The 22,011-nt window shown below is 39.1% G+C and carries 18 protein-coding genes; all 18 read left to right on the top strand.

Annotated features, from left to right (window positions below):
• Positions 1-56: 56 nt before the first annotated feature.
• The 18 genes from AC50YO_RS08735 to AC50YO_RS08650 all read left to right on the top strand — a co-directional run bounded on the left by AC50YO_RS08735 (position 57) and on the right by AC50YO_RS08650 (position 22,009).
• Positions 57-1,493 (top strand): toxin glutamine deamidase domain-containing protein, encoded by a 1,437-nt coding sequence (locus AC50YO_RS08735; protein WP_494846103.1) that lies wholly within the window; start codon positions 57-59, stop codon positions 1,491-1,493.
• A gap of 2 nt (positions 1,494-1,495) precedes the next feature.
• The gene (locus AC50YO_RS08730) at positions 1,496-1,819 is read left to right on the top strand and encodes a hypothetical protein (protein WP_494846100.1); all 324 of its coding nucleotides are present in this window, start codon (positions 1,496-1,498) and stop codon (positions 1,817-1,819) included.
• A 13-nt stretch (positions 1,820-1,832) separates the two neighbouring features.
• Entirely contained in the window at positions 1,833-2,036 is a 204-nt protein-coding gene (locus tag AC50YO_RS08725) for a hypothetical protein (protein ID WP_494846098.1), read from the top strand.
• Positions 2,037-2,093: 57 nt separating this feature from the next.
• Positions 2,094-2,603: a hypothetical protein gene (locus AC50YO_RS08720; RefSeq protein ID WP_494846095.1), complete on the top strand. Its 510-nt coding sequence runs from the start codon at positions 2,094-2,096 to the stop codon at positions 2,601-2,603.
• 92 nt (positions 2,604-2,695) lie between these two features.
• The gene (locus AC50YO_RS08715) at positions 2,696-3,640 is read left to right on the top strand and encodes an ATP-grasp domain-containing protein (RefSeq protein WP_494846091.1); all 945 of its coding nucleotides are present in this window, start codon (positions 2,696-2,698) and stop codon (positions 3,638-3,640) included.
• Between the two features lie 374 nt (positions 3,641-4,014).
• A complete protein-coding gene (locus tag AC50YO_RS08710) occupies positions 4,015-5,556 on the top strand; it encodes a pre-toxin TG domain-containing protein (protein ID WP_494846088.1) in 1,542 nt (513 codons plus the stop codon).
• A 4-nt stretch (positions 5,557-5,560) separates the two neighbouring features.
• Entirely contained in the window at positions 5,561-5,965 is a 405-nt protein-coding gene (locus AC50YO_RS08705) for a hypothetical protein (protein ID WP_494846083.1), read from the top strand.
• Positions 5,966-6,036: 71 nt separating this feature from the next.
• A complete protein-coding gene (locus AC50YO_RS08700) occupies positions 6,037-6,684 on the top strand; it encodes a pentapeptide repeat-containing protein (protein ID WP_494846079.1) in 648 nt (215 codons plus the stop codon).
• 179 nt (positions 6,685-6,863) lie between these two features.
• Positions 6,864-7,940, top strand: a complete 1,077-nt coding sequence (locus tag AC50YO_RS08695) for an S-layer homology domain-containing protein (RefSeq protein ID WP_494846075.1) — start codon at positions 6,864-6,866, stop codon at positions 7,938-7,940.
• Between the two features lie 1,334 nt (positions 7,941-9,274).
• Positions 9,275-15,166, top strand: a complete 5,892-nt coding sequence (locus AC50YO_RS08690; RefSeq protein ID WP_494846073.1) for a glycine-rich protein — start codon at positions 9,275-9,277, stop codon at positions 15,164-15,166.
• A gap of 129 nt (positions 15,167-15,295) precedes the next feature.
• Positions 15,296-16,372, top strand: coding sequence for an S-layer homology domain-containing protein (locus tag AC50YO_RS08685; protein ID WP_494846071.1), 1,077 nt, complete (start codon positions 15,296-15,298; stop codon positions 16,370-16,372).
• 143 nt (positions 16,373-16,515) lie between these two features.
• Positions 16,516-17,589, top strand: coding sequence for an S-layer homology domain-containing protein (locus AC50YO_RS08680; protein ID WP_494846069.1), 1,074 nt, complete (start codon positions 16,516-16,518; stop codon positions 17,587-17,589).
• A gap of 101 nt (positions 17,590-17,690) precedes the next feature.
• On the top strand, positions 17,691-17,948 hold the full coding sequence (locus AC50YO_RS08675; protein ID WP_494846066.1) for a hypothetical protein: 258 nt from the start codon (positions 17,691-17,693) through the stop codon (positions 17,946-17,948).
• Positions 17,949-18,174: 226 nt separating this feature from the next.
• Positions 18,175-19,623 carry a hypothetical protein gene (locus AC50YO_RS08670; protein WP_494846063.1) on the top strand — a complete coding sequence of 483 codons (1,449 nt, stop codon included), beginning with the start codon at positions 18,175-18,177 and terminating at the stop codon, positions 19,621-19,623.
• 14 nt (positions 19,624-19,637) lie between these two features.
• On the top strand, positions 19,638-19,976 hold the full coding sequence (locus tag AC50YO_RS08665) for a hypothetical protein (protein ID WP_494846059.1): 339 nt from the start codon (positions 19,638-19,640) through the stop codon (positions 19,974-19,976).
• Between the two features lie 321 nt (positions 19,977-20,297).
• On the top strand, positions 20,298-20,840 hold the full coding sequence (locus AC50YO_RS08660) for a hypothetical protein (protein ID WP_494846057.1): 543 nt from the start codon (positions 20,298-20,300) through the stop codon (positions 20,838-20,840).
• Between the two features lie 11 nt (positions 20,841-20,851).
• Positions 20,852-21,445, top strand: a complete 594-nt coding sequence (locus tag AC50YO_RS08655; protein ID WP_494846055.1) for a pentapeptide repeat-containing protein — start codon at positions 20,852-20,854, stop codon at positions 21,443-21,445.
• Positions 21,446-21,574: 129 nt separating this feature from the next.
• Positions 21,575-22,009: an ADP-ribosyltransferase gene (locus AC50YO_RS08650; protein ID WP_494846050.1), complete on the top strand. Its 435-nt coding sequence runs from the start codon at positions 21,575-21,577 to the stop codon at positions 22,007-22,009.
• Positions 22,010-22,011 lie beyond the last annotated feature (2 nt).

The following is a 22,011-nucleotide window of genomic DNA, read 5'->3' as shown; positions in this document are numbered from 1 at the left end:
AAGAGATTTAGATAGAACAATGACTGTTACTATGAAGAGATCGGATGGTGTATGCCATGTCTTTGATTGGGATTGATCTGAATGCACTTGAGGTTTTCAAGCCAAGGTTGAGTCAGAATGTACAAAGGTGTATGCAGTTAGCGAGCAGGATGCCGATGACGGTCTATCAAGTCGAGGGAGCAATTGCAGCTCGGAGGAACATTCGCTCAAGAATGGATCGCAGCTTACACAGGCTTCGAGAGCTTGATAGGGAACTGCGCGAGCTGAATACTTTTATTAATTGGGCTCAGGAAGAATATAATGGCTTAGAACGCTCATTGACTGAGCAAGCACAGGCTGTTCGTGGATCAGTAGAGACTCATACGGTAAATACACCAGCTGGAGCAACTCTACCGGACGATGAGCTGCAAGCCAAGCTTGATGCTTATATCAAGGATATGCTTCCACCTACGCATCTGCCGGATGGGACTCCCATCACGGAAAAGAATAAAGAAAATGAGTTTACCTATGCCTACTTCGAGGAGCATGTGCTCAACAAGCAGGAAGGCTATATGAATGTCGAGGTACCGTATACCGCCTTTTATGCATGGGTAATTGAGACGTATGGAAGAACGAAATGGCAGCAAGCCGTTCATTTAAGTGATGAGTTTGTACTTGGTCTGGCGAATGAAGTGGTTACTGGTGTTATAGATCTGGGCGGAGCCGTTATCGAATTCGCTGTAGACCCTGTTAATACGACCAAAGAAGCGATAGAGGCTGCGAAACAAACCGTAGAAAGTGTTAACTACTTTATTAATAATCCAGACAAGCTCGTAGAGGCTGCCAAGAAGGTATATGCGGATTTTGACAAGATGAGCCCAGAGGAAAAGGCGCGGGCATTGGGAGCAATATCCTCGATCCTGATTCCAGGAGCTGCGATTACGAAGGTAACAAAGGCTGGTAAAGTAGTGGAGGGATTAAATGATCTCACTAATAAAGCTGATGTGAAGCCTGATAATATCCCTTCATCAAGAGATGCTTCTGGGGGACGGAAAGAAGATGTTGGCAGTGCTTATGACCATGTGTACACGTCTACGCAACCTCTTGATGATAAGTTGCCTGAACTCAAAGGAGTCAATCCACATTATGTAGAAGGTGCAGGACCGGGGATAAATACCAATTGTGTATCCTGTGCAAATTCTTCACATGCAAGAATAACGGGACGTGATCCTTTTGCTGTCGCCGAGCCTTCAAATGGATACGGTAATCGCAATGCTTTACTGCCATCGGCTCCATTTGGATTCCATGAAAAAGAATTATTAGTTGATGACGTTAAAAAAATAATGACGGAGGCAGGGGATGGTGCTGCTAGTGTGGTTATTTTAGAACAAGGAAACGTCCAACACGTAATAAATGTAATTAACAAAAATGGAGAGATAATTTTTGTTGATACTCAGATAGGTAAAATTGTTGAGTTGAATCCAAATCTTATATTAGATGTAGGGAGACCATAATTATGAGTATATATAACCAAACTATTTCATTTACAGAAGCAAGAGAATTAGCAGAACAGTCTGCAAGAAGAAAATTGGAGCGTTTTATGGATAATCCCACTACTGCGATATTGTCAGAGAATTTCGAGGAAGCGGAGTGCTGCTGGTTTTTTTTCAGAAATAGAGAAATTGAAGGTCCACCTGAACAAGCACTTAAGTGGGATAGTGCTTATGCTGTTAGTAAAAAAGGGGAAATTAGTATAATCGGTGATTTATCTGATGAACCTGAAAAACTAAAAGAATATCTAGTAGTAATGTCCAATTTCTTCAAAGAGCGTAATTTGTGATTTCTAAAAATAATTGAAATTAAGTTATATCAGCCAATATAGAGATCCTAAAGTAAATAAGCTTTTTGGTATTGATACATTGGGCCATTATAGTATTGCTGCGCTTTGGGCTATAGGTACTTCTGACTCTAAAAAGAGATTTGAAGAATTGCTAGCAGATCTTGATGAATTTGATAAAGAAATTGTGCAAAGAATCGCAGAAAGTATGAGTGATTAATATAACAATAGGATAAACATAATAATTTTTCCGAAGTTATTTAACAGGTGGAAGTATATGGGTTCAATATTAAATCTTGCTGCAGAACGCGTATCATCAATTGATTTTAATGGACTGGGTAATAGACTTTACGAATCACACCATGTTTTAATTAGTGAATATTTTAGAAGAGTTAATACATTGTTAGACGATTTATCTATTTCTATAGATAAATATCCTGTGTTTCGTGCTGCTACTGCACTTGAAAAGACTCCAACCAGAGACATAATTAAAGTTTGTCCTGTAGTTGAAGAAATAAATAATATATATATAAAAGTAATATGCTATTCTTATTTGGAAATTTGTGCACTGGCTGACGAGGGGATTAGTCAAGCGGTCAAATATATGATGATATATGAGCCATTAATAATACTCTTTGAAAGAGGAGGAAGTTTTACTATACGTCAAGGTGAATTGCTTGCTGGAACATCAGCATATCCATTAAGTTATTGGCGTAATTTGAAGATTGAAATGAAGGATATAAGTAAGGCGGAGTTAGACCGTATAGATTTTGAGATTAAATACTAGGGCGAATACAACAAATTAGTGGGGAATTTTTTGTCTTTATCAAGAAAATAAATGGTGTGATTTTTTACCGTTCATGCACGTTGGAGGTTACCATGAGAATTATATTCTGTTCGGATCCTTACAATCTTAAAGTAGTAGATTCTGATTATGAAGAAGAGTATAGGATTGCGAAAAAATTAGGCTTCGATGTCAGTTTGATTAGCTTTGAGGATCTTATATCGAATAACATAAACAAAGCAACTCAACAAATCCTTGTACAAGAGGAAAAAGAGCAGGCATTATTTCGAGGCTGGATGATGACAGGGGAGGTCTATCTTCAACTGTATGAACAATTAATCAGTAAAAATATTGAGCTGATCAATAATCCAGAGCAATATCATTTCTGTCATTATACTCCTAACTCCTATGAGGTGATTAAACAGAATACGCCGCTGACAGTTTGGATACACCAATCAGAGATAGATGAATCATTTGACAATGCCCTTGAGCTCGTAAAAGTATTTGGACAATCGCCAATTATTCTGAAAGACTATGTGAAATCTCGCAAACATGAATGGGATGAGGCTTGCTTTATTCCTGATGCATCGAACAGCGATAAAGTATTAGAAGTAGTTCAAAAGTTCATAGAGCTGCAAAGTGATGAATGGAATGAAGGGCTGGTGTTTAAGTCTTTTGTGAATCTGGAATTTCTATCTCATCATCAGCAAAGTGGAGCCCCGTTGTCTAAAGAATTTAGAGTTTTCTTTCTGGATGGTAAGCCAATCATAACCCTTGAGTACTGGGATGAGGGGATTTATGGAGAGCTTCAACCAGAGCTAGCTCCGTTTGAAGAGATTGCACAAAAAATAAACAGTCGTTTTTTTACAATGGACATAGCGAAGCTGGAGAATGGTCCGTGGATTATTCTTGAATTGGGAGATGGTCAAGTAGCAGGCCTTCCTAATAACGCTGATCTCACAAGTTTCTATAAAAGTATCATACTAGCGAATGTTAAAAAGTTATTTTTTAATGTTACTAGCAGCGTAGGAGCATTCTGAAACGATAATTCGATCATCTTAGGTCTATTCTACTTGAACTATTGTAGGATAGGCCTTTTTCTGTTGGAAAATCACTTTGAAGGGGGGAGTTATGAATTATAAGCCTAAATTGCATACATAGTTCGTCATTAATTTTATGACTAATGGTAGATAATGTATCTGTTTGATTTGGAAAATAGAACGAAAGCCTAAAATAAGAAGAGGGTGTTTCTAATATAGGTAATTTGTGCTAAATTACAAATAGGTATAATGTGTAAGATAAGGAAAACGATAAATTATAGGTTTGTTTGCTTATTTTAAAATAGTGCTAGAGCAATGTTTTCCAACCTATATTGGTTTCAACGTCATAATTAACTCCTAGCAGGAGGGACAGGATGCTTCCAATTCGTATTGATATTGGTCGGATGCAGCAATTAAAAGAAAGCCTAAGTCTACAGGGACAGAGATCGTCTACGCTAATAAGAGGTGTGGGCTCTGTTCGTGTGGATTCTGCAATAACTGCCCGGCGTCAAATTAGTGCTCGTCTGTATCGCACAAATAGCAGACTGCTGGAACTGGATAGGCGAATAAAGGAACTGCAGACGTTTATCAATCACTCGACCGAGCAATACGATCATACAGAGAGCGAAATTAATCGATCAGCGCCTAGTGCAACGATTCAAGCGGTTACAGTAAATCGTTATGGAGGAGGGGGCGATCAACCTGCTTCCGAGCTGACTCCAGAACAGGCAGCCGTTCTCGCAATGCTATTACGAGCTATGTTCGATATGATGAAAGGATGGGCGGATAGGCAAGCCAAGTGGAAGGAACAGCAAGCAAGTGCCCCGCCCGTTACGTATGTACAGCCTAATGTGACGGTGAAGAATTATGAGTTTGATGATGATGAGAACGATTATGTCGTCTACACGTCGGATGGGAAGAAGACGGTCATCGCGTTCAAAAATTTAGATGACTTGCTCTACCAATATAATGCAGGAAAGATGGTAGAGATGTGGCCTGCGGATGTATTTGAGCAAGTAAGAGGCGTAGACAGAGAAGAGATTGAGGCGTTTTTAAAGTATGCCATTTCGCAGGGTTATGATCCTATTACATTCGAATACAAGGGCAAAGGAATTGAAACCGACCCTGGAGCGCAAAGCTATGTGGATAAGCGAGGCCAATATTATGCGGACAACGAGAAAGGTCCTACGTGGTTTCTAGATGGGGTTTCATTTGTGCTTGATCAGATTCCAGTAATAGGGAATATAAAGGCAGGATACGAGGCTGGAAGTGGGAAAAATGCGATAACAGGTGATCCGTTGACCGCGTTTGATCGAGGTGCAGCTGGAGTTGGAATTGTTTTTCCATGGTTACGTAAATTAGGCAATCTATATGACGTCTTCAAGCACGGTGATGAAGTGCTTGAGAATATCCCGTCTGGCACGCCGAAAAGAAACATCCCGAATGATGAATTTGATGATACGGATATTTATGATGGTGCGAGAAATAGTAGAGTGGATGGGACGGGAGATATTAATAAAAAATTCTCAGATATGAGTGCTGATGAACAACTAGCCATAGCGAAGGAATATGCCCAGAGAGCTCCGGTTGAAATACCAGAGAGTGCGAGCATGAAAGCTAAGTCAATGGCTGATGGTTATGAACAAATAACCTACAAATGGAATGATGGTACATATAAGTACGAAGTAAGATGGCACACTAGAACATCAGGAGCACCTGTTGATCAAGGAAACACTTGGGTAACTCAAAGAACAATTCCAGGTAGTGGTGGGAATAAGCCACAATCATTCTTCAAAATTGGAGAAGATGAGTGGGTTGAGGGATACAAGTGGTATGATGCAATTGCTGCCCGTAAGGCAGGAACTGCTACTCCAGAACAAGTTAGAATCTTAGACCAAGGGCATTGGAAGGAGTAATACTATGAAGAAGGAAATAGTTTATGATTTGTACTATTTAGGATTTGAAGGTGAGCCTGAAATAGCATTTGTCTTTGAAAATTCCGATGAAAGGCATATTTTAAAAATGTGGACGGGTTATTTTGATACCATATTAGATTTAATGTGCCAGTATGAGTCTTTCAACGATGGAATTTTACATGAATATTATACTCATGAAGGTTGGTACGAGGAAAGTCCATGGGAGTTAACAAATCTTAATGCTGCTATTCAATTGTTTAAATCTTTTAATTTACAAAAAATCGCTGAGAATACACTTGAAGCATCCCCAAATATCGTGCCTATACTTCCCGATGCTGCACGTGAAATTGTACAATTCTTGGAACAGGCTAAGAGTAATGAAAGCAAGGTATCTATAATTTACGAGTAGTTTATGTCTGTCTTTTAGTAGGATGACAGTATTTATCAAGTTAAAGGCAGGATGGGATAGGAGGAAGGTGGTTGATAGAATCATTTGGTATTCCTAGACAGGGGATGACAATGACAACAGTTGAAATTATTGAGAAATTGAAATCACATAAGACTTGGGTTGATACTACTGGAATAGATGGTGAAAAATTAAATCTAGATGAAGTTGACTTACGTAATGTTGACCTCTCACAATACACTCTAGATCAGTCATTAATTATTGATTGTATTTTGGATAGTGCAAGTTTACAAAATAAAGATATCTCTTCTGCGATGCTCTGTTCTTCAAGTTTTAAGTTCGCTAATTTAGAAGGATCTGATTTTTGTAAATCCAATGTATCTTATGCAGATTATACAAACGCGAATATTAAATTTGCGAGATTTGCTGACTGCGAATGTATTGAAACAGTGTTTGTTAAAGCAGATTTATCACATGCAAATCTAGTAGCCGCTCTTTTTGATGATACTGATTTTCGAGAGGCAATTTTAAATAACGCCGACATAAGATTGACAACGATGGAAAGGGTCTTATTGAAGGGAGCTCAGTTGGCGGGACTTCGAGGGATAAATGAAGCTTTTATAAAAAGTATTAATATTGGTACAATGGAGATCCCTATCATGCTTAGAGATGAAGAAGCTCGTCAATGGCTTTTAGACCAAGCCACAAGTAAATGGAAATAGAGCAGTGATAAATTTAGATAGGCACTACTGAGTGAAAAATAAGCTCATCGTTTAACCAATCACAATATAACTCATGTAATCCCCGTTTAAAGATTAACCATTTCGTTCCTACGAACAATAATGCTCGAAAGTATAGGTTTAAGAAATAACAGTACAACATACAAAGGAGAAAATTAAAAATGATGAAAAAAATGATAGCAACAGTCGTAGCTTTGTCTGTTCTTTTGACCGTGACCCCAGTGTTTGCAGCAAGCAAAGATCAGCCTTCATCTTGGGCAAAAGCAGGGGTGAACGCAGCAATCAAAGCCGGACTAGTTCCGGACAATCTTCAGTCTAATTACCAGAAGCCAATAACTAGAGGAGAATTTGCTCAGTTACTTGTCCAAACCATGTTCGCTAATTACGAGCATGCCAGCTTTGGTTCAAAGCATTGGACTTTAGAAGAGTTTATGGAGAAAGTAGAGATTCAAACCGGATTTACGGACACAGATAAGGATTATATTAAAGTAGCTTTCGCCCTTGGTAGTGTTAACGGTATATCTGATACAAAGTTTAATCCTAATGCGTTAATCACACGTCAAGAAGCGGCTACAATGCTAGCGAATACAATACATACGCAATTGGGTTTTTCCTATAGAAAGGATACCTCAACCTATGGTTACTCTGATTTTTCCAAAATAGCAACTTGGGCTAAGCCGGCTGTTATGGTCATGCACAGCACTATGATTATGGAAGGTATAGGTGGTAAATTTGACTACAACGGTAAGTATACGAGAGAACAGTCGATTTCAACAATGAAGCGCATTTATGATAAACAAACAGTAACAGAAGTAGCTCTTAGAGGTAATGTAATTACTAATGCTTCTGCTGATGAAATTTCTTATGTTGTGACAAAAAGCTCTGTAAAAGTAAACGTCGATGAAACAGCTTCTGATCAAAATAGTATTAAAGGTACTCTAGCTGCTCCATGGAGAACACATCCAGAAACTAAAAATACCCCTTTCTCGTTTGACAAAGCTGTTATTTTATACGGATTTTCATCTATTACTAAAAGTAGAGATGTTAAAGCACTAATGAATAAAACGATTTCGGGTAGCCCAGTTAAAATTGATTATGGTTATATGACTCTTACTACATTTAATAAAGATAGTGTTATGGAATTTAAATTTAAAAATATAGCGGGATATTCTTCCTTGGTTGGTGGTTACACTTATGGGTTTCCGAAAGTAGCAGTAACTCCAAAAGAAGTTAAGTAATCGTTTATAGTAATCGTTTATCTATATTTTTTAAATAATAAAATCTTTATTTATATCGGCAGAAAGCCTTGATGTAGTCGGGCAAACTCGAAATACATTTTTGGTTACTATTTCAGTGTTTAAATAAAGTAATTGCTACTGAGTGACAGCAAAATTGACCGTTAATTTATGCTTTGTCTATGTTGCCAAGCCGTTATCTTGAGAAAACAATTATAGTATGACTGATAAGCATGTCGTACGAGCGAACTAGAAACTCATTTTGAGACGCAGCAAAGAGTTATTCATCAAAAAGCCTATTCTACTTAAAACTATGTAGAATAGGCTTTTTTCTATAAAACTGTGAATAGAAGTTAGGTCATACCTAAGTACTGTATTGTGATGTTGTATATGATCGCATAGTCCTTAATTTTATCATAATATTATTTAATAAATAGGGAAAATGTGTTAAAGTCAATAGATACATGGTCTGGAATATTCAATATAAATATACAATAGTGGAAAACTTAATTTTGAAAATAATTAGTGTTTTGTATTGCGAAATAGCGGCATCAGGAGAATTAAACCTGTATTTTTAATGCATAAATTATACATCAGAATGAAAGAGAGGTCGGAATAAATAAATGAAAAATTATCTATCCGTATTCTTAGTTATTGCAATGCTGCTTTCATTAATTCCGCAAAGTTCAATAAACAGGGTTCAAGCGGCTGTATTAGGTGGATCAGGTTCTATACCTAGTGGGGGGACTACAGGGCAAAACGGAGGTGTAAACCTAAACGGCATATATAGAGTAGGATTGGCAAAGGAAACGCTGAATTCTGACAATAAATTAGTTGAGAATATGAGTAGTGATGACGTAGAAAAAAAATTAAGAAAGCATTATCAGAATCATTTTCCAAGAATGGAGAATTCAATTTTATTTGCTCCCGAGGCAAGTTACTCGAAAAATGCTGTAATCGGATGGTATTCAGCAAGTGCTGGAACCATGAACTTTGGAACTAAATCTGCTGATTATATGGCAGCAAAATTAAGAGAGATTGGTACTACAACGAGAGAATCACCTAACTTCTATTCTGAGTTAGCAAGATTAGCTCCATATGATGAAGAAAAAGATAATTTAAAAAAACTAGCTAATGGTCAATGGAAAAATATTATTGATTGGAGTACGAGCTGCACTAAAAGCTGTGCCAAATATGCTCCTCATGTTTGGAATTGGATTTTGAGTGATCCTTATAATATTGAACTTAGAATAAAACAATTTACATTTGATAAGTTGACTGATAGCCAAAATTATGAACAGAGATACGAAGCGCGCTTACATTACCTCGACCTTTTAATGTCACTTTATCTTTTAGCTCCAAGTGAGGATAAACCCTTCTATGAATCAGAGATCAATAGGTATATAGCTAAGGATCGATTAGATACGAATCCTTTACTTATAGCGATAGATACTGTATCTCGTTATTCGGTTCCCAAATATAGCTCAAGTTATTTGTTTATGCCTAGTATAGATTTTGTGTTATGGGCTCATGGTGCAACTCCCAAAGGAGATCTTCGCGAAGCAGATTTTAATGCAGGCAATGCTATCAATAACACTAAAAATTTAATCAAGAAATCTGCGGATATGTCGAAAGCGGAAGTGCCAAGCAGAGATCGAATAACCGACAAATCTGCAAGTGGTAATGGATTTGCTTTCGGTTATAACGGAGTAACAGGATATACGTTTAAAACGTCCTCCGGGCAAGGAGTGTGGGGAGGCAGAGGGTCTGTAAAAAAAGGGATTATGGAAGCTTTGAATTTTATTGAAGATGGTTCTTATTATGGATTCATGATTGCCGGAGGAGCTCAGAATAAAATCGATCCGGATACTCCTGAATGTGAATGCAGCCAAAAAGTATCATTAAAGATGGACGGCAAAGCTGCTCCAGCCTCCCAAGAAATCAAGACCGATAAGATTGGTAAGAAGATCAACATGCCTATTGCCATTAAGCAAAGTGACAAAGTGGTTGAGGAATGGGATAAATTCATGACTGCTGCAAGCGGCAAAAAGGACTTCAAATTAAAGGTTGTGCTTTATAGAAACTATAGAGAGGGCGGCGATGGGACGGCTGCCAAATGGTCTAAGGAGGGGAAAAGCCCTGTTCCCGGGACAGAGGTATCTGTTGCTCCTAAAGAATTATTAAGCTATTTAAAAGGTGACACTCCATTCATGTACACAGATGATTTGATGAATTATCCGATGCCAGAGGACAGCAAGGTCACATTTGCTTACAATGCCAGCATCATTGTTAGTTGGACAGAGAAGGGGGTCCGTAAAACAAAGACGTGCGAGACTCTTCTCACCAAATCGCCAGAGATTACTTTTTTCAGAGGAAAGCTCCCTATACCTGAGAAAGAGACAGGAAGCTATACCTCGGTCCCCGAGTTCTGGTCAGAAATAAAAGAAGGCTCGCCTTCTACAACGGGTACGGGTTCGAATGAAACATTTGAGGCGATGGCTGGAACACCGACGACTAGAAGCTTATATTTTGCCTCGGGTGGCTCAGAATTTATAGTGGATATAGAAGTAGAATATGTTCCTGATGCGAAGTCTACTAGGACGTATCGCTCATTCTTTTCAGGCGGGGTTCCTAGCGAATTCAAAATAGGAGACCAAGCCAAAGATTATACCGTCCCATCACCTAGCGGTGCCTCTTCCTCTAATTTAACCGTGAATGGTCATCAAGGCGGTACAGTTACGGCAACATGGACAGGACCTTTACCATATACCGGATCTGTAACTTGGGGAGACCACTGGACAAATGTAAATAACAAATGGGATTATGCGGCTTACAATGCGGCTAAGTCACAAGCTTCTGCATGGGCAAGCTCTGTCAATTCTTTTACGATTAAACATACTGCAGCTAGTGATAAGCAGACTCGAAGCTTCAGCAGCTGGGGAGCCTCTATCACGACAGATAGTAAAGTAGAGCCTGCTGGATACGCTAGTCCTGGTCAAGCGGAAGTGAAGTGTTCCGGCACTCCATGTGTGGGTGGCAGTCCTTACGTGGCTTCCAGCGGCCAGAACGGTCAGAGCGGAACATATACGATAACAGTGACAGGTACTCTCCCAGCAAGAATTATCGACGGCCCTTCTTCTATTTATGATCTGCCTATGGTAGAGGACACATGGAAACAAACGGTTACGTATGATTACACCAAGATTACAAAAGCGAATGTATGGAAACTAGACAAATCCAAAGTAAATGGCATGACAGAATTAACGGGTACCGAGGACTTGACTGCTTCCATTGTGCAAGGTGATCCTACCGTATTTTACAATATTGCGGAAGAAGGCAAATTACCTACTAAGGCTAGTGAAGAGGGCAGGCTTCGGTATTCCATCGAGCCCGATCAACATGACACAGTTGTATGGGATGAAGGTCCTAGAACAAACAAAGATGATGGCAATGGTAATAATGGATGGATAAAGGGGCCTGGTCAGACTGCTTCATGGGCTACTGGTACGATCTATACGAATCCAGCCTACGGTGTAACTCCTGATTTCCATATTGCTAATTCTACAGTGAAGGATAAGCAGACGACGGAATATAAGAAATTTGCGGAGCGCAGAACAACTAAGGTGGAGGTAACCTCCGTGTCTGACTTCTTAGTCCTTCAGACCTCTTCAGGCGATCAGTCTGTTATGTACTTCGAGAAGACAGCTGCTCCTGTGGAACCGCAGAGACAAGTCGATATACCAAAGACTTCTTTTGCAACCCAATGGACCAACAATGGCAATTCAGCGGCCAAATGGTTGCCGGATCACATCAATATAGGATCGTATAACGGCAACTATCTCAACCCTAACACCAAATATTCGGGCTACAAAAGCAGCAAATTAAAAACAATATTCGATACTTATCCTGCCGGTATAGACAAACCAGCAAGTCCGGTATCTGCTCTCAGATTAATGAAGACAGGTGTTTTTCCAATTGTTACGAATCCTAATGGTCTCTATGTAACAGGAACTTCTTCTGTTTTCTATAAAAAGCTAATAAAAGAAGGGACTGGACAAACGCCGTATTCAACAGCAGTTGATGAAGAGTATAAAGAAGCAGGTGCTTCATTCATGAGTACCTATTCTGACTCTCATAGCAAGGTGAATGATATCGTGTTGCATAACCCAGTTTCCGTAGAGAAATCAGTGGTCATACCTTTGCCTGCTGAGCGTGACCAAAGAACGGAAGCATCGAAGGCTCTAGGAGGAAATTTACAGCAGCCTACTAAGGAATATGAAAAAATACTGGATTCTAACTACAGGCAAAATATTTTATCTAATGGTTCGGCAGAATTTGTTAATGATAACTTAAGCGTTGCGGGATGGAAGACATGGACAGCTTCTCCGCAAGCAGATGTTACCTTTACAAGCAGGACTGGAGAATGGGTAATATCCGGGAATCGGTCTTTCGAGATCTATACCACACCACAGAAGGATTACGTAGGAGTGTACTATAAAGATGTTGATGTGAAGCCTAACACGAATTATAAATTCACGGGAGATATAAGCTGTCACAGATGCGTGGGAAGCTTCTACATCGACATTTATGATGCTTCTGGAAGCATTGTATCAACAGTAGGCAGTACAGCGGTGGTCAATACAGGAAATGTGGAGAAGAAAGAATTAACCTTCACTACGCCAGCGAATGTATCTAAGGTCAGAGTTCATATCGTAAAGGGCAACAGCAGCGGTGGACAAAAGGTTACGGAGTATCTCTTTGCTGATAACCTTTCATTACAGAACATGTCATTACAAGAGTTCATTCCAATGGAACCGATATATGCATATAAATCAGTGCTTAACCCGGATTATAGTACAGCACCAAAAGAGCATGATTTCTCCTATACCGGAAGTGCACAAGAGTTCACAGCTCCGAAAGCTGGCACGTATACGCTACACGCTTGGGGTGCACAGGGGGGCAGCTACACCACAGATAATGGAGGCAAAGGTGGCTACTCTACGGGTACAGTGATTCTTGCAAAAGGGGAGACTCTGCAAGTATTTGTCGGGGGAACCACGACTTCAGACGTTGGGGGTTGGAATGGTGGAGGTGCAGGCGGTATTGCCGGAAAAGGCGGCGGAGGTGCCTCTGACCTTAGAAAGGCTGGTACGAAATTGCTAGTGGCTGGAGGCGGCGGCGGGGGTCAGGCTGGAGAAGGCGGATTCGGCGGTGGACTGACCGGCGGTGATGGAACCAAGAAATGCTGTGGAACAGTTGGACAAGGAGGTACTCAAAGCGCAGGAGGTGCTGGAGGCAGCTCCGGCTCGCTAGGCCAAGGCGGCAATGGCGTTAAGGGAACAGATGGTTACACTGGAGGCGGCGGCGGTGGCGGCTATTATGGAGGTGGTGGTGCAAGTACCGATCATTCATTAATTGATGACGGCGGCGGAGGCGGCGGCTCAAGCTATATAGGTGGAGTAGCCAGTGGGTCTACGCTTGCTGGTAATCAGTCGATGCCTAATCCGTCTGGAGGAAATGAGATGGGGCATTCTGGTGATGGATTTATCAGAATACTCTCGCCAGCTGGAACGAATGAGCCTCAATACATCCAAGAGGAAACGATGCTTGATCCCGGGGCGGATGCTCCTCCTGAGAGTGCCTATATTTACAAGGAAATCACAAATTCACCGACAGCTCCCGTAGAGGTTCCTGGTCAAGGGAAAATAGAGGCAGGAGAATTTATTAACTTGGACTATGCCTTCCGGATATATTTTCCGAATAACGGAAACTTCTATGGCAATGGAGCATGGGGGATTCCCAATGTGACGGCTAATCGCGGTAAAGGCTTTATAGATAATATGGATACGACGGAATGGACCAAGTCCAAGGCGGTCAAGTTCGACTTTAATGTTATTTATGAAAACCAGACACATGCCGCAGGAGAGTGGATTGATCTTCCTGTTGCTTGTAATGATTTTGATTGCAAATATGACTTTTATCTTCCTTTAGGCAATAGAGAGGCTATGAGTGCTTTAGTGCAATTCAATGCGATAGCAATTAATGGGTTAGCGCTAGATACGGGAGCTCAGCCTACTAACAAAGTCAGGGACGCTGCGCTGCGGGCACTGCATAGTGCTTTGAAGGGCTACAATATCGATGTAGTTGGCAGGATCGGAAATCTGGTGCTAGAGGATACAGGCGATTTCAGATTCTCGAATTTGTTCAAGCAGCCTGTCGTTCCTACTAAATGGCTTGTACCTAATGTGGTTAAGAAAGTGAATACGAGCGTTCAGAATCAGATAGTGGGGGATCATGTTGATATTAGGGGGTTACCTGTTACGGATAAGACGGATTACTTGAACACCTATGGGTTATTAGCTCATACGAATCAGCCTCCCATAGTTTTACCGTTGTCTCCGGATAAGAACAATATTCCTGCTTTACGTAAACAGCCTATGCGCTTAGGTTACAATGTTCTATCTGATATTCAGACGATCGGCAACTATTATGGAAGCATGCAAATCATCCCTTATTACTATGCGCTTAATCTCAAATCGGGAGCTATTCAAGAAGTAGATGTGTATATGAATGTTGCGGGGAGCTATAAGCCTATTAATAAGAATGGCGCCGCTGTACCTGGATGGAACCCTGAGTCTATTTACAAATATATTTACAGATTGGACTGGGATGACGAGTGGGGCAGGAGGAATTATAAAGGACAAGAAGCAAGTACGACCAATACGGTGATGGACTATGCGAATACGTCTGATCCAGGTGAAGCCAAATCATTATTACAGCCTTATGGCAATCAATATGCATTCGGTACGGCTCAGATTATGTATCTCACTGGCAGGAATAGAACCTTCATTGGGTCTACCAGAACGTACGGGGAGAATAAAAATCCTGGTGGAGTGATTCCTCCTGAACTATACCAAATGCAAGGTCAGCGTTGGCATTTCAAGTATGGTTTGCCTTCCTCGGCTGTAGTGGTTGGAAAAAACAAGAAGCCTACTCAGGCGAATATAGACATGTATAGAAATAATAGGACGGTCATTCTAATGGCTGCCGATATTAAAGCTTTAGGTGACACCTATGCCTTACAGTATGATTATTCGGGAAAAAATAATAATAATGTCAAAATTAACGGAACATCTTGGTCAATTAAAGATATTCCATTCCCTGTGTTGAATGTCTACTCCGCACAGAAATCATCTGCAGATGATTTGGCTATTTCGGGGACTCATTAGCAGAGGAATGTAATTGTTTCAGAGTCAAAATGAAGTGAAGAAGAGAAAGTGATAATCGGCTTTTTCTTCCTCTTCTATAGGCTTTATGAGTAAGAAATAATAGTGCAACATACAAAGGAGAAATCAAAAATGATGAAAAAAATTATGGCAACAGTCGTCGCATTATCTGTTCTTCTCACCGTAACTCCAGTGTTTGCAGCAAGTAAAGATCAACCTTCATCTTGGGCGAAAGCAGGGGTAAACGCAGCAATTAAAGCCGGTTTGGTTCCGGACAATCTTCAGTCCAACTACCAAAAGCCGATTACTAGAGGAGAGTTCGCTCAGTTACTTGTTCAAACGATGTTCGCTAACTATGAACATGCTAGCTTTGGTTCAAAGCATTGGACTCTAGAGGAGTTTATGGAGAAAGTGGAGATTCAAACTGGATTTACGGACACAGATAAAGATTATATTAAAGTAGCCTTTGCTCTTGGCAGTGTTAATGGTGTATCTGATACGAAGTTTAAGCCTAACGCATTAATTACACGTCAAGAAGCAGCGACAATGTTAGCGAATACGATTCATACGCAAGTAGGTTTTGAATACGAGACAGATACCTCTGAATATGGCTATTCAGATTTTTCGAAAATAGCTTTATGGGCTAAGCCCGCTGTTATGATTATGCATAGTACTATGATTATGGAAGGTATAGGTGGTAAATTTGACTATAACGGTAAGTACACGAGAGAGCAAACGATTACAACGATGAAACGAATTTATGATAAACAGAAAGTAACAAATGTAGCTCTTAGAGGTAATATAGTTACTAATTCTTCAGCGGATGAAATTTCATATATTGTGACGAAAGACTCAATAAAAGTGAAATCTGACGAAACAGCTTCTAATAATAATAGTATGGTAAAAACTTTATCTGCTCCATGGAGAACACATCCAGAAACTAAAAATATTCCTTTTTCGTTCGACAAGGCTGTTATTTTGTATGGATTTGCAAGTAATACAAACAGTAGAGACGTAAAAGTATTAATGAATAAGACACTGGCAGGCAGTCAAGTCAAAATTGATTATGGTTACATGATTCTTACGACCTTTAATAAAGATAGCATTATGGAATTTAAATTCAAAAAAGTAGCTGGATATTCTTCTTTGGTTGGAGGTCATACTTATGGATTTCCAAGAGTAGCTGTAAAACCTAAAGAAATTAAGTGATGATTTTTTAATTATTGTTAAATATTTTAATTTATATGTAATGTACGTAAAAAATAAATTAAGAAGAGGTCGGTAATGACGATCCTCTTCTATTTGTTTTATGAAACTGTGAATAGCAAGACAAAGGAGATGTTTGTATTATAATGAAAAAAATTATAGCAACAGTCGTAGCACTATCTCTTCTTCTGACCGTGACCCCAGTGTTTGCAGCAAGCAAAGATCAACCTTCATCTTGGGCAAAAGCAGGGGTGAATGCTGCAATCAAAGCCGGATTAGTTCCGGACAATCTACAATCCAACTACCAAAAGCCGATTACTAGAGGAGAGTTTGCTCAGTTACTTGTCCAAACGATGTTCGCTAATTACGAGCATGCTAGCTTTGGCTTAAAGCACTGGACTCTAGAGGAGTTTATGGAGAAAGTGGAGATTCAAACTGGATTTACAGACACAGATAAGGATTACATTAATGTAGCATTTGCTCTCGGTAGTGTTAATGGTGTATCTGATACAAAATTTAAACCCAATGCGTTAATCACACGTCAAGAAGCTGCTACAATGCTAGCAAATACAATTCATATACAAGTAGGTTTTTCCTATAGAGAAGATACATCCACATATGGCTATTCTGATTTTTCAAAAATAGCATCTTGGGCTAAGCCTGCTGTTATGGTCATGTACAGTACTGATATAATGGATGGTACTGGTGGTAAGTTTGACTATAATGGTAAATACACAAGAGAACAGTCTATTTCAACAATGAAACGTATTTATGATAAACAAAGAATAACAGATGTTGCTCTTAGAGGTAATGTGATTACTAATTCTTCGACTGATGAAATTTCTTATATAGTGACGAAAAACTCTGTAAAAGTAAAAATTGATGAAACAGCTTCTGATCAAAAAAGTATTATCCCCACATTAGCTGCTCCATGGAGAACACATCCAGAAACTAAAAACACCCCTTTTTCGTTCGACAAGGCTGTTATTTTATATGGATTTTCAAGTATTACGAAAAGTCGAGATGTTAAAGCGTTAATGAATAAAACGATTTCTGGTAGTTCAGTTAAAATTGATTATGGTTATATGACTCTTACTACATTTAATAAAGATAGTGTTATGGAATTTAAGTTTAAAAATATAGCGGGATATTCTTCTTTGGTAGCAGGCTATACTTACGGATTTCCAAAGGTAGCTGTGAAGCCAAAAGAAGTTAAGTAATCGTAAGTAGCTGTCGAGTATTTATATTTCTGAGATGATTTTAGTTTACTTATCAACTATCCTTTCGGGGGGTTCTAGTTTATAGCGGGAGGTAGAGTGCAGTGACAGAGGAATTGCCGGCTAACCCATTAGATACAACAACAGACGAACCTGATGACTTTCAAGATTCATCAGAGGGTGTAGATTATACCAAATTGCAGCAAGGTTCTTTGGAGATTCCAGCAGAAGCCTTACTAGCGAAGAGTCAGTCAACCGAAGATTATACAGGAATGTACGGATATATAGCTGGCGCACTACTAATTTTAGTAATAGTTGTGGGAGTCATATTATTTATTAGAAAAAAATCACGATGGTATTAATCGTTGCCAAAAGATTTTTCACTTTAGCAAAAGCTAGATTTCATCCCAATGAGGGCGGATGGTGTGTTCCTTGTCATTAATTCGAATTGATTTGAACTTAGTCGAAGCGTCTAAGCCTAAGCTAAGTCAGGGTGTACAGAGGTGCTCGCAGTTAACGGTGAGATTGCCGATGACGGTGCATCAAGTGGAAGGGGCCATTGCAGCCCGAAGGAATATTCGGTTCAGAATGAATCAGAGCTCACAAAGGATTCAGGAGCTGGATAGAAAGTTAAGAGAGTTACATACATTCATTCATGGAGCAGAGGAACAGCACAGGGATTTAGAAAGCAAGCTGATCGAACAGGCTCAAGCTGCTAGCGGACAACTACAGAGTAAGCAAAGCGTGCCACCAGGATGGACTGCAAAGGATATGGAGAATTGGAAAAAAGGTTTGGGAATGCTGGCACTTGTATTTGGATCAGCTGTTCAGTGGTATGAAAAATATTTTAAGGAAAACCAATCGAAAACCAGCGTCCCTCGTAAAGTTTCTTCCTATGCGCACAAGGAAGCTTCATTCTCTGCTTATGAGCCATCTAAATATATTTCAGTTGAAGATATATTGAATCGCGATGATCCTGAAGCCTATAGGCGTTTGATGGATGGACCTTTTGGAAAGTTGTCGAAAGAACAGCAACGTGAAATAATTGAGAAGACTGAGCAAGGCACCAAAAAATATGAGAGGTCGATGGAGAAGTTTGAGTATGGCTATTCCTTCGCCGATGGATTCGGGCATGGAATAGAAAAAGGTCTTCTAGGACTTATTGATATGATGCAGCACCCTCTGCAGACAGGCAAAGAGATAGTTAATACTGCATATAAAGTAGTGACTGATCCCGTTGGTACTGGGATAGATGCTGGTATTTCCTTATGGAATACAGGCAAGGATTTTGTGGAGGCTGGTCCAAGCAAGAAAGGAGATTATGTAGGAGACTTTTTCTTTAGTCTTGTTATGAGCAAGGGGGGAGTAGGAAAGGTAGTTTCATTAATAGGTAAAGGAAAGCATGGTGGAGTTGAGGAAAAAGCCAAGCCAGATTCAAAGGATAGAGTAAATTCAAAGGATATACATCAAGAGAGTAGAAAAGAAGACGAGAAAGGGAATAATGGAGAGGAAGTCTCTAATAAAAAAAGAGAAGAAGAGACTGAGGGGACGGGGGATGTTGATCCTTTAAGTAACCCGAAAATAGCAAAAGAAATTGAATCCAACTCAGATGCAGTCTACGGTTATTCCCCTAAAAAAGGATCGCCATTAGATAAGTTTGGAGTAGATTGGACTAACCCCGAGCAAGTTGCTTCTGCAAGAGTTAAGAGAATGGAGTATCTGAAAGATATGGAACAAAAGAAAATAAAGCTTGAGAGTGAGGTTACCAAACTCCAAAGTGAAGGAATGTCTATTGAAGAAATTGCAAGAAAGATGTCTGAAAAACGTAATCTCGACAGAATGCAATCATACATCGATTCTAATAACTCTGAGGGTCTAGCCGCCATGAAAGAGCGTAATATTCAACAATATGGTAGAGCAGAAGGGCCTACACCAGAACAACTTTTTGAAAAGTATGGTTCATGGGAAGAAGTTATTTATGGTAGTGTAAGAACGAGTCCGGCAATGGATGTACTTACAGGACTATATAAAAAATAGGAGGATACAAATTAATGTTCGAGGAAAAGCAACATCAACATACTAAGTGGTTCTTAAGTGGAGATTTAAAATTGCGACAACAGGATTTTGGAGATGGAAGAATAGGTATTTGGGTTTCGATTCACAAATTTAATGTTTGTTTTACAATGGTCATGTATGATTTTATCGAATGGTGTAAGGAATTGGATGTAAATTTAGAGGTTGATATGAGTTGGAATAACCATAGGGGTTTTGTGATCGAGAGTACGGATCAGGTGTTGGTGAGGTCAGAGATAAAAAGATTCATAGACATAAACAATTTAAAGCCTAGTGAAGATGATGAGGAATTTTCTGACGATGAGTGGTATTTATAATATAATGTGAAGCATTCTCCTTGATAAAGTGATGTGATGAGGCTACCCAGTGCCGAATGAACCCATCATTCAACCAATAACACATATAACCCATGTAATATCCGTATGAAGATTTCGTCATTTTGTGTGTAGGCACATCAAAACGCTTTAATCTTATAACCTAAATAACGCTTTTCCGTTACATTGAACAGGTCGATTATGGTCAGATACCACCATGATTGACCTGTTTTTTGTTATGTTCGTTTTCTTGCGTTTTTTTCAGAATCTATGTAACAGTATATGGCTGCGACTACTATAACAGAGCGACAAGCAAGTTATATAATGGTGATAGTTGTTAGGAGCGACTATTCCCTTTCTTTTCTAAGCTTTAAGATTGCTACTGAGGGGACGGCTAAAGGTGGTAAGGCGAACCATTATGATGAAGCTGGAAATTACACTGGAGGAAGAAATCAGGAAGAACTAGATGACTTAGCACGTGATCCTGCAAGTAACGGAAAAATAGAACCTAAGAATATAAAGGAAAGGGATGTTGGATTAGCAGTAGAAGAAAGAGGCGATTTGGGGGAAATAATACGGGATCCTCAAGGAGAAAATGGTGCAGAGTTTATTGACACCACTACAGGTTTAAAGTGGGATGTTAAAAGCTTTGAATCATATCCGACTGGTGCTAATGGAATTCCAATAACTAGTCCGAAAAAGGGTGCTTTTACTATCCAAGTAGGCATAAAAAAACTACAAAAAGAATTTAATAATGGGAATAACGTAATTATTGATACAAGAAAAATGATACCTGAACATATTGAAGAGCTGAAAAAAGCGATTCAGGAAGCAGGAGTAGCGGATAAAATAATATGGTATCCATAAGGAGAGAGAAAATGGAAGGGAATATACTTAATAAGTTTGAGCTACATAAACAGTGGGTTGAAACAATTGGCAAAGAAGGCGACCAATTAAATCTAGATGAGGTGGATTTAAGAAGTTTTAATCTATCTGATAAATTAGTTGAACAAGCAAATTTTATAGAGTGTATTTTCGATGATCTTAAGTTTGAGAATAGAAATTTTCATTCATCATCATTATGTTCATCAACTTTTAGAAATGCCTATTTAGATAACTGTGATTTTTATAAAACAGATTTGAGATACACGGATTTTTCTAACTGTGTCATTAAAAAAAGTAGGTTTAGTAAGAGTGATTGCTGGGAAGCAACATTTAGAGATACTGAGTTAATAGATTGTAATTTGATAAATGTATTTTTCTACTTAACTGACTTTAGAAATGCCAAACTAGAAAATGTAGATATAAGTGTAGCGACATTTGAGGAAACCTTATTCAGTGGAGTGACGTTGAAAAATATTAAAGGAATAGAAGGAGCTCATTTTGAAAGTATTAATATCGGTACATTAGAAGAACCTATAATGTTGAAATCAGAAAGTGCAAGGGAATGGGTGTTAGAAAAATGTGAGTAAGCAATAATTAAAATCAACAAACTAACAGCGCCATAATGCGCGCTAACCATCGTATTGTGGTCTTTTTTGTATTTTTGCTAATCATGTAAACATTCATTCGAATCAGATGTATGATAAATAATAAATTTAGTGACAGGTTTTGAATTTATTTCCAAATCATTTAAAGCACCCTATACGGATATTGCAAAAAGACTCAATCTCACCACTTCTACTGTTGCAGATTGGGCAAGTGGTAGAAGAGCGATTCCAAAGAAACAACTTCCGCTAGTTTCCGAATTGTTCAGAATTGATGAAGAATATTTCAAGAAAAAAGAGTTAACGGAAGTAGATAAAGATGATGCGTTTGTTAGTACTGCAATTGTAAAAGAGTCTTCATTTGATTTTATGACAGTTAGATGGGATATAAATGTTCCAAAAGGATCTAACGGTGCCTATATAGGGAAAATAAGTAATTATTCTGATGAAGCAGAACTCCTTTTTAATGCTGGGCAAAAAATGAAAATAAAAAGCGTAGAAGTTGATCGTGATGGGAAATTAAATGTTATCTTAGATTTAATACAATAAAA

This window comes from Paenibacillus sp. J22P59 (assembly GCF_059383895.1).
The sequence above is the reverse complement of the archived record's forward strand: the minus strand, read 5'-3'. Positions and strand labels throughout refer to the sequence as shown.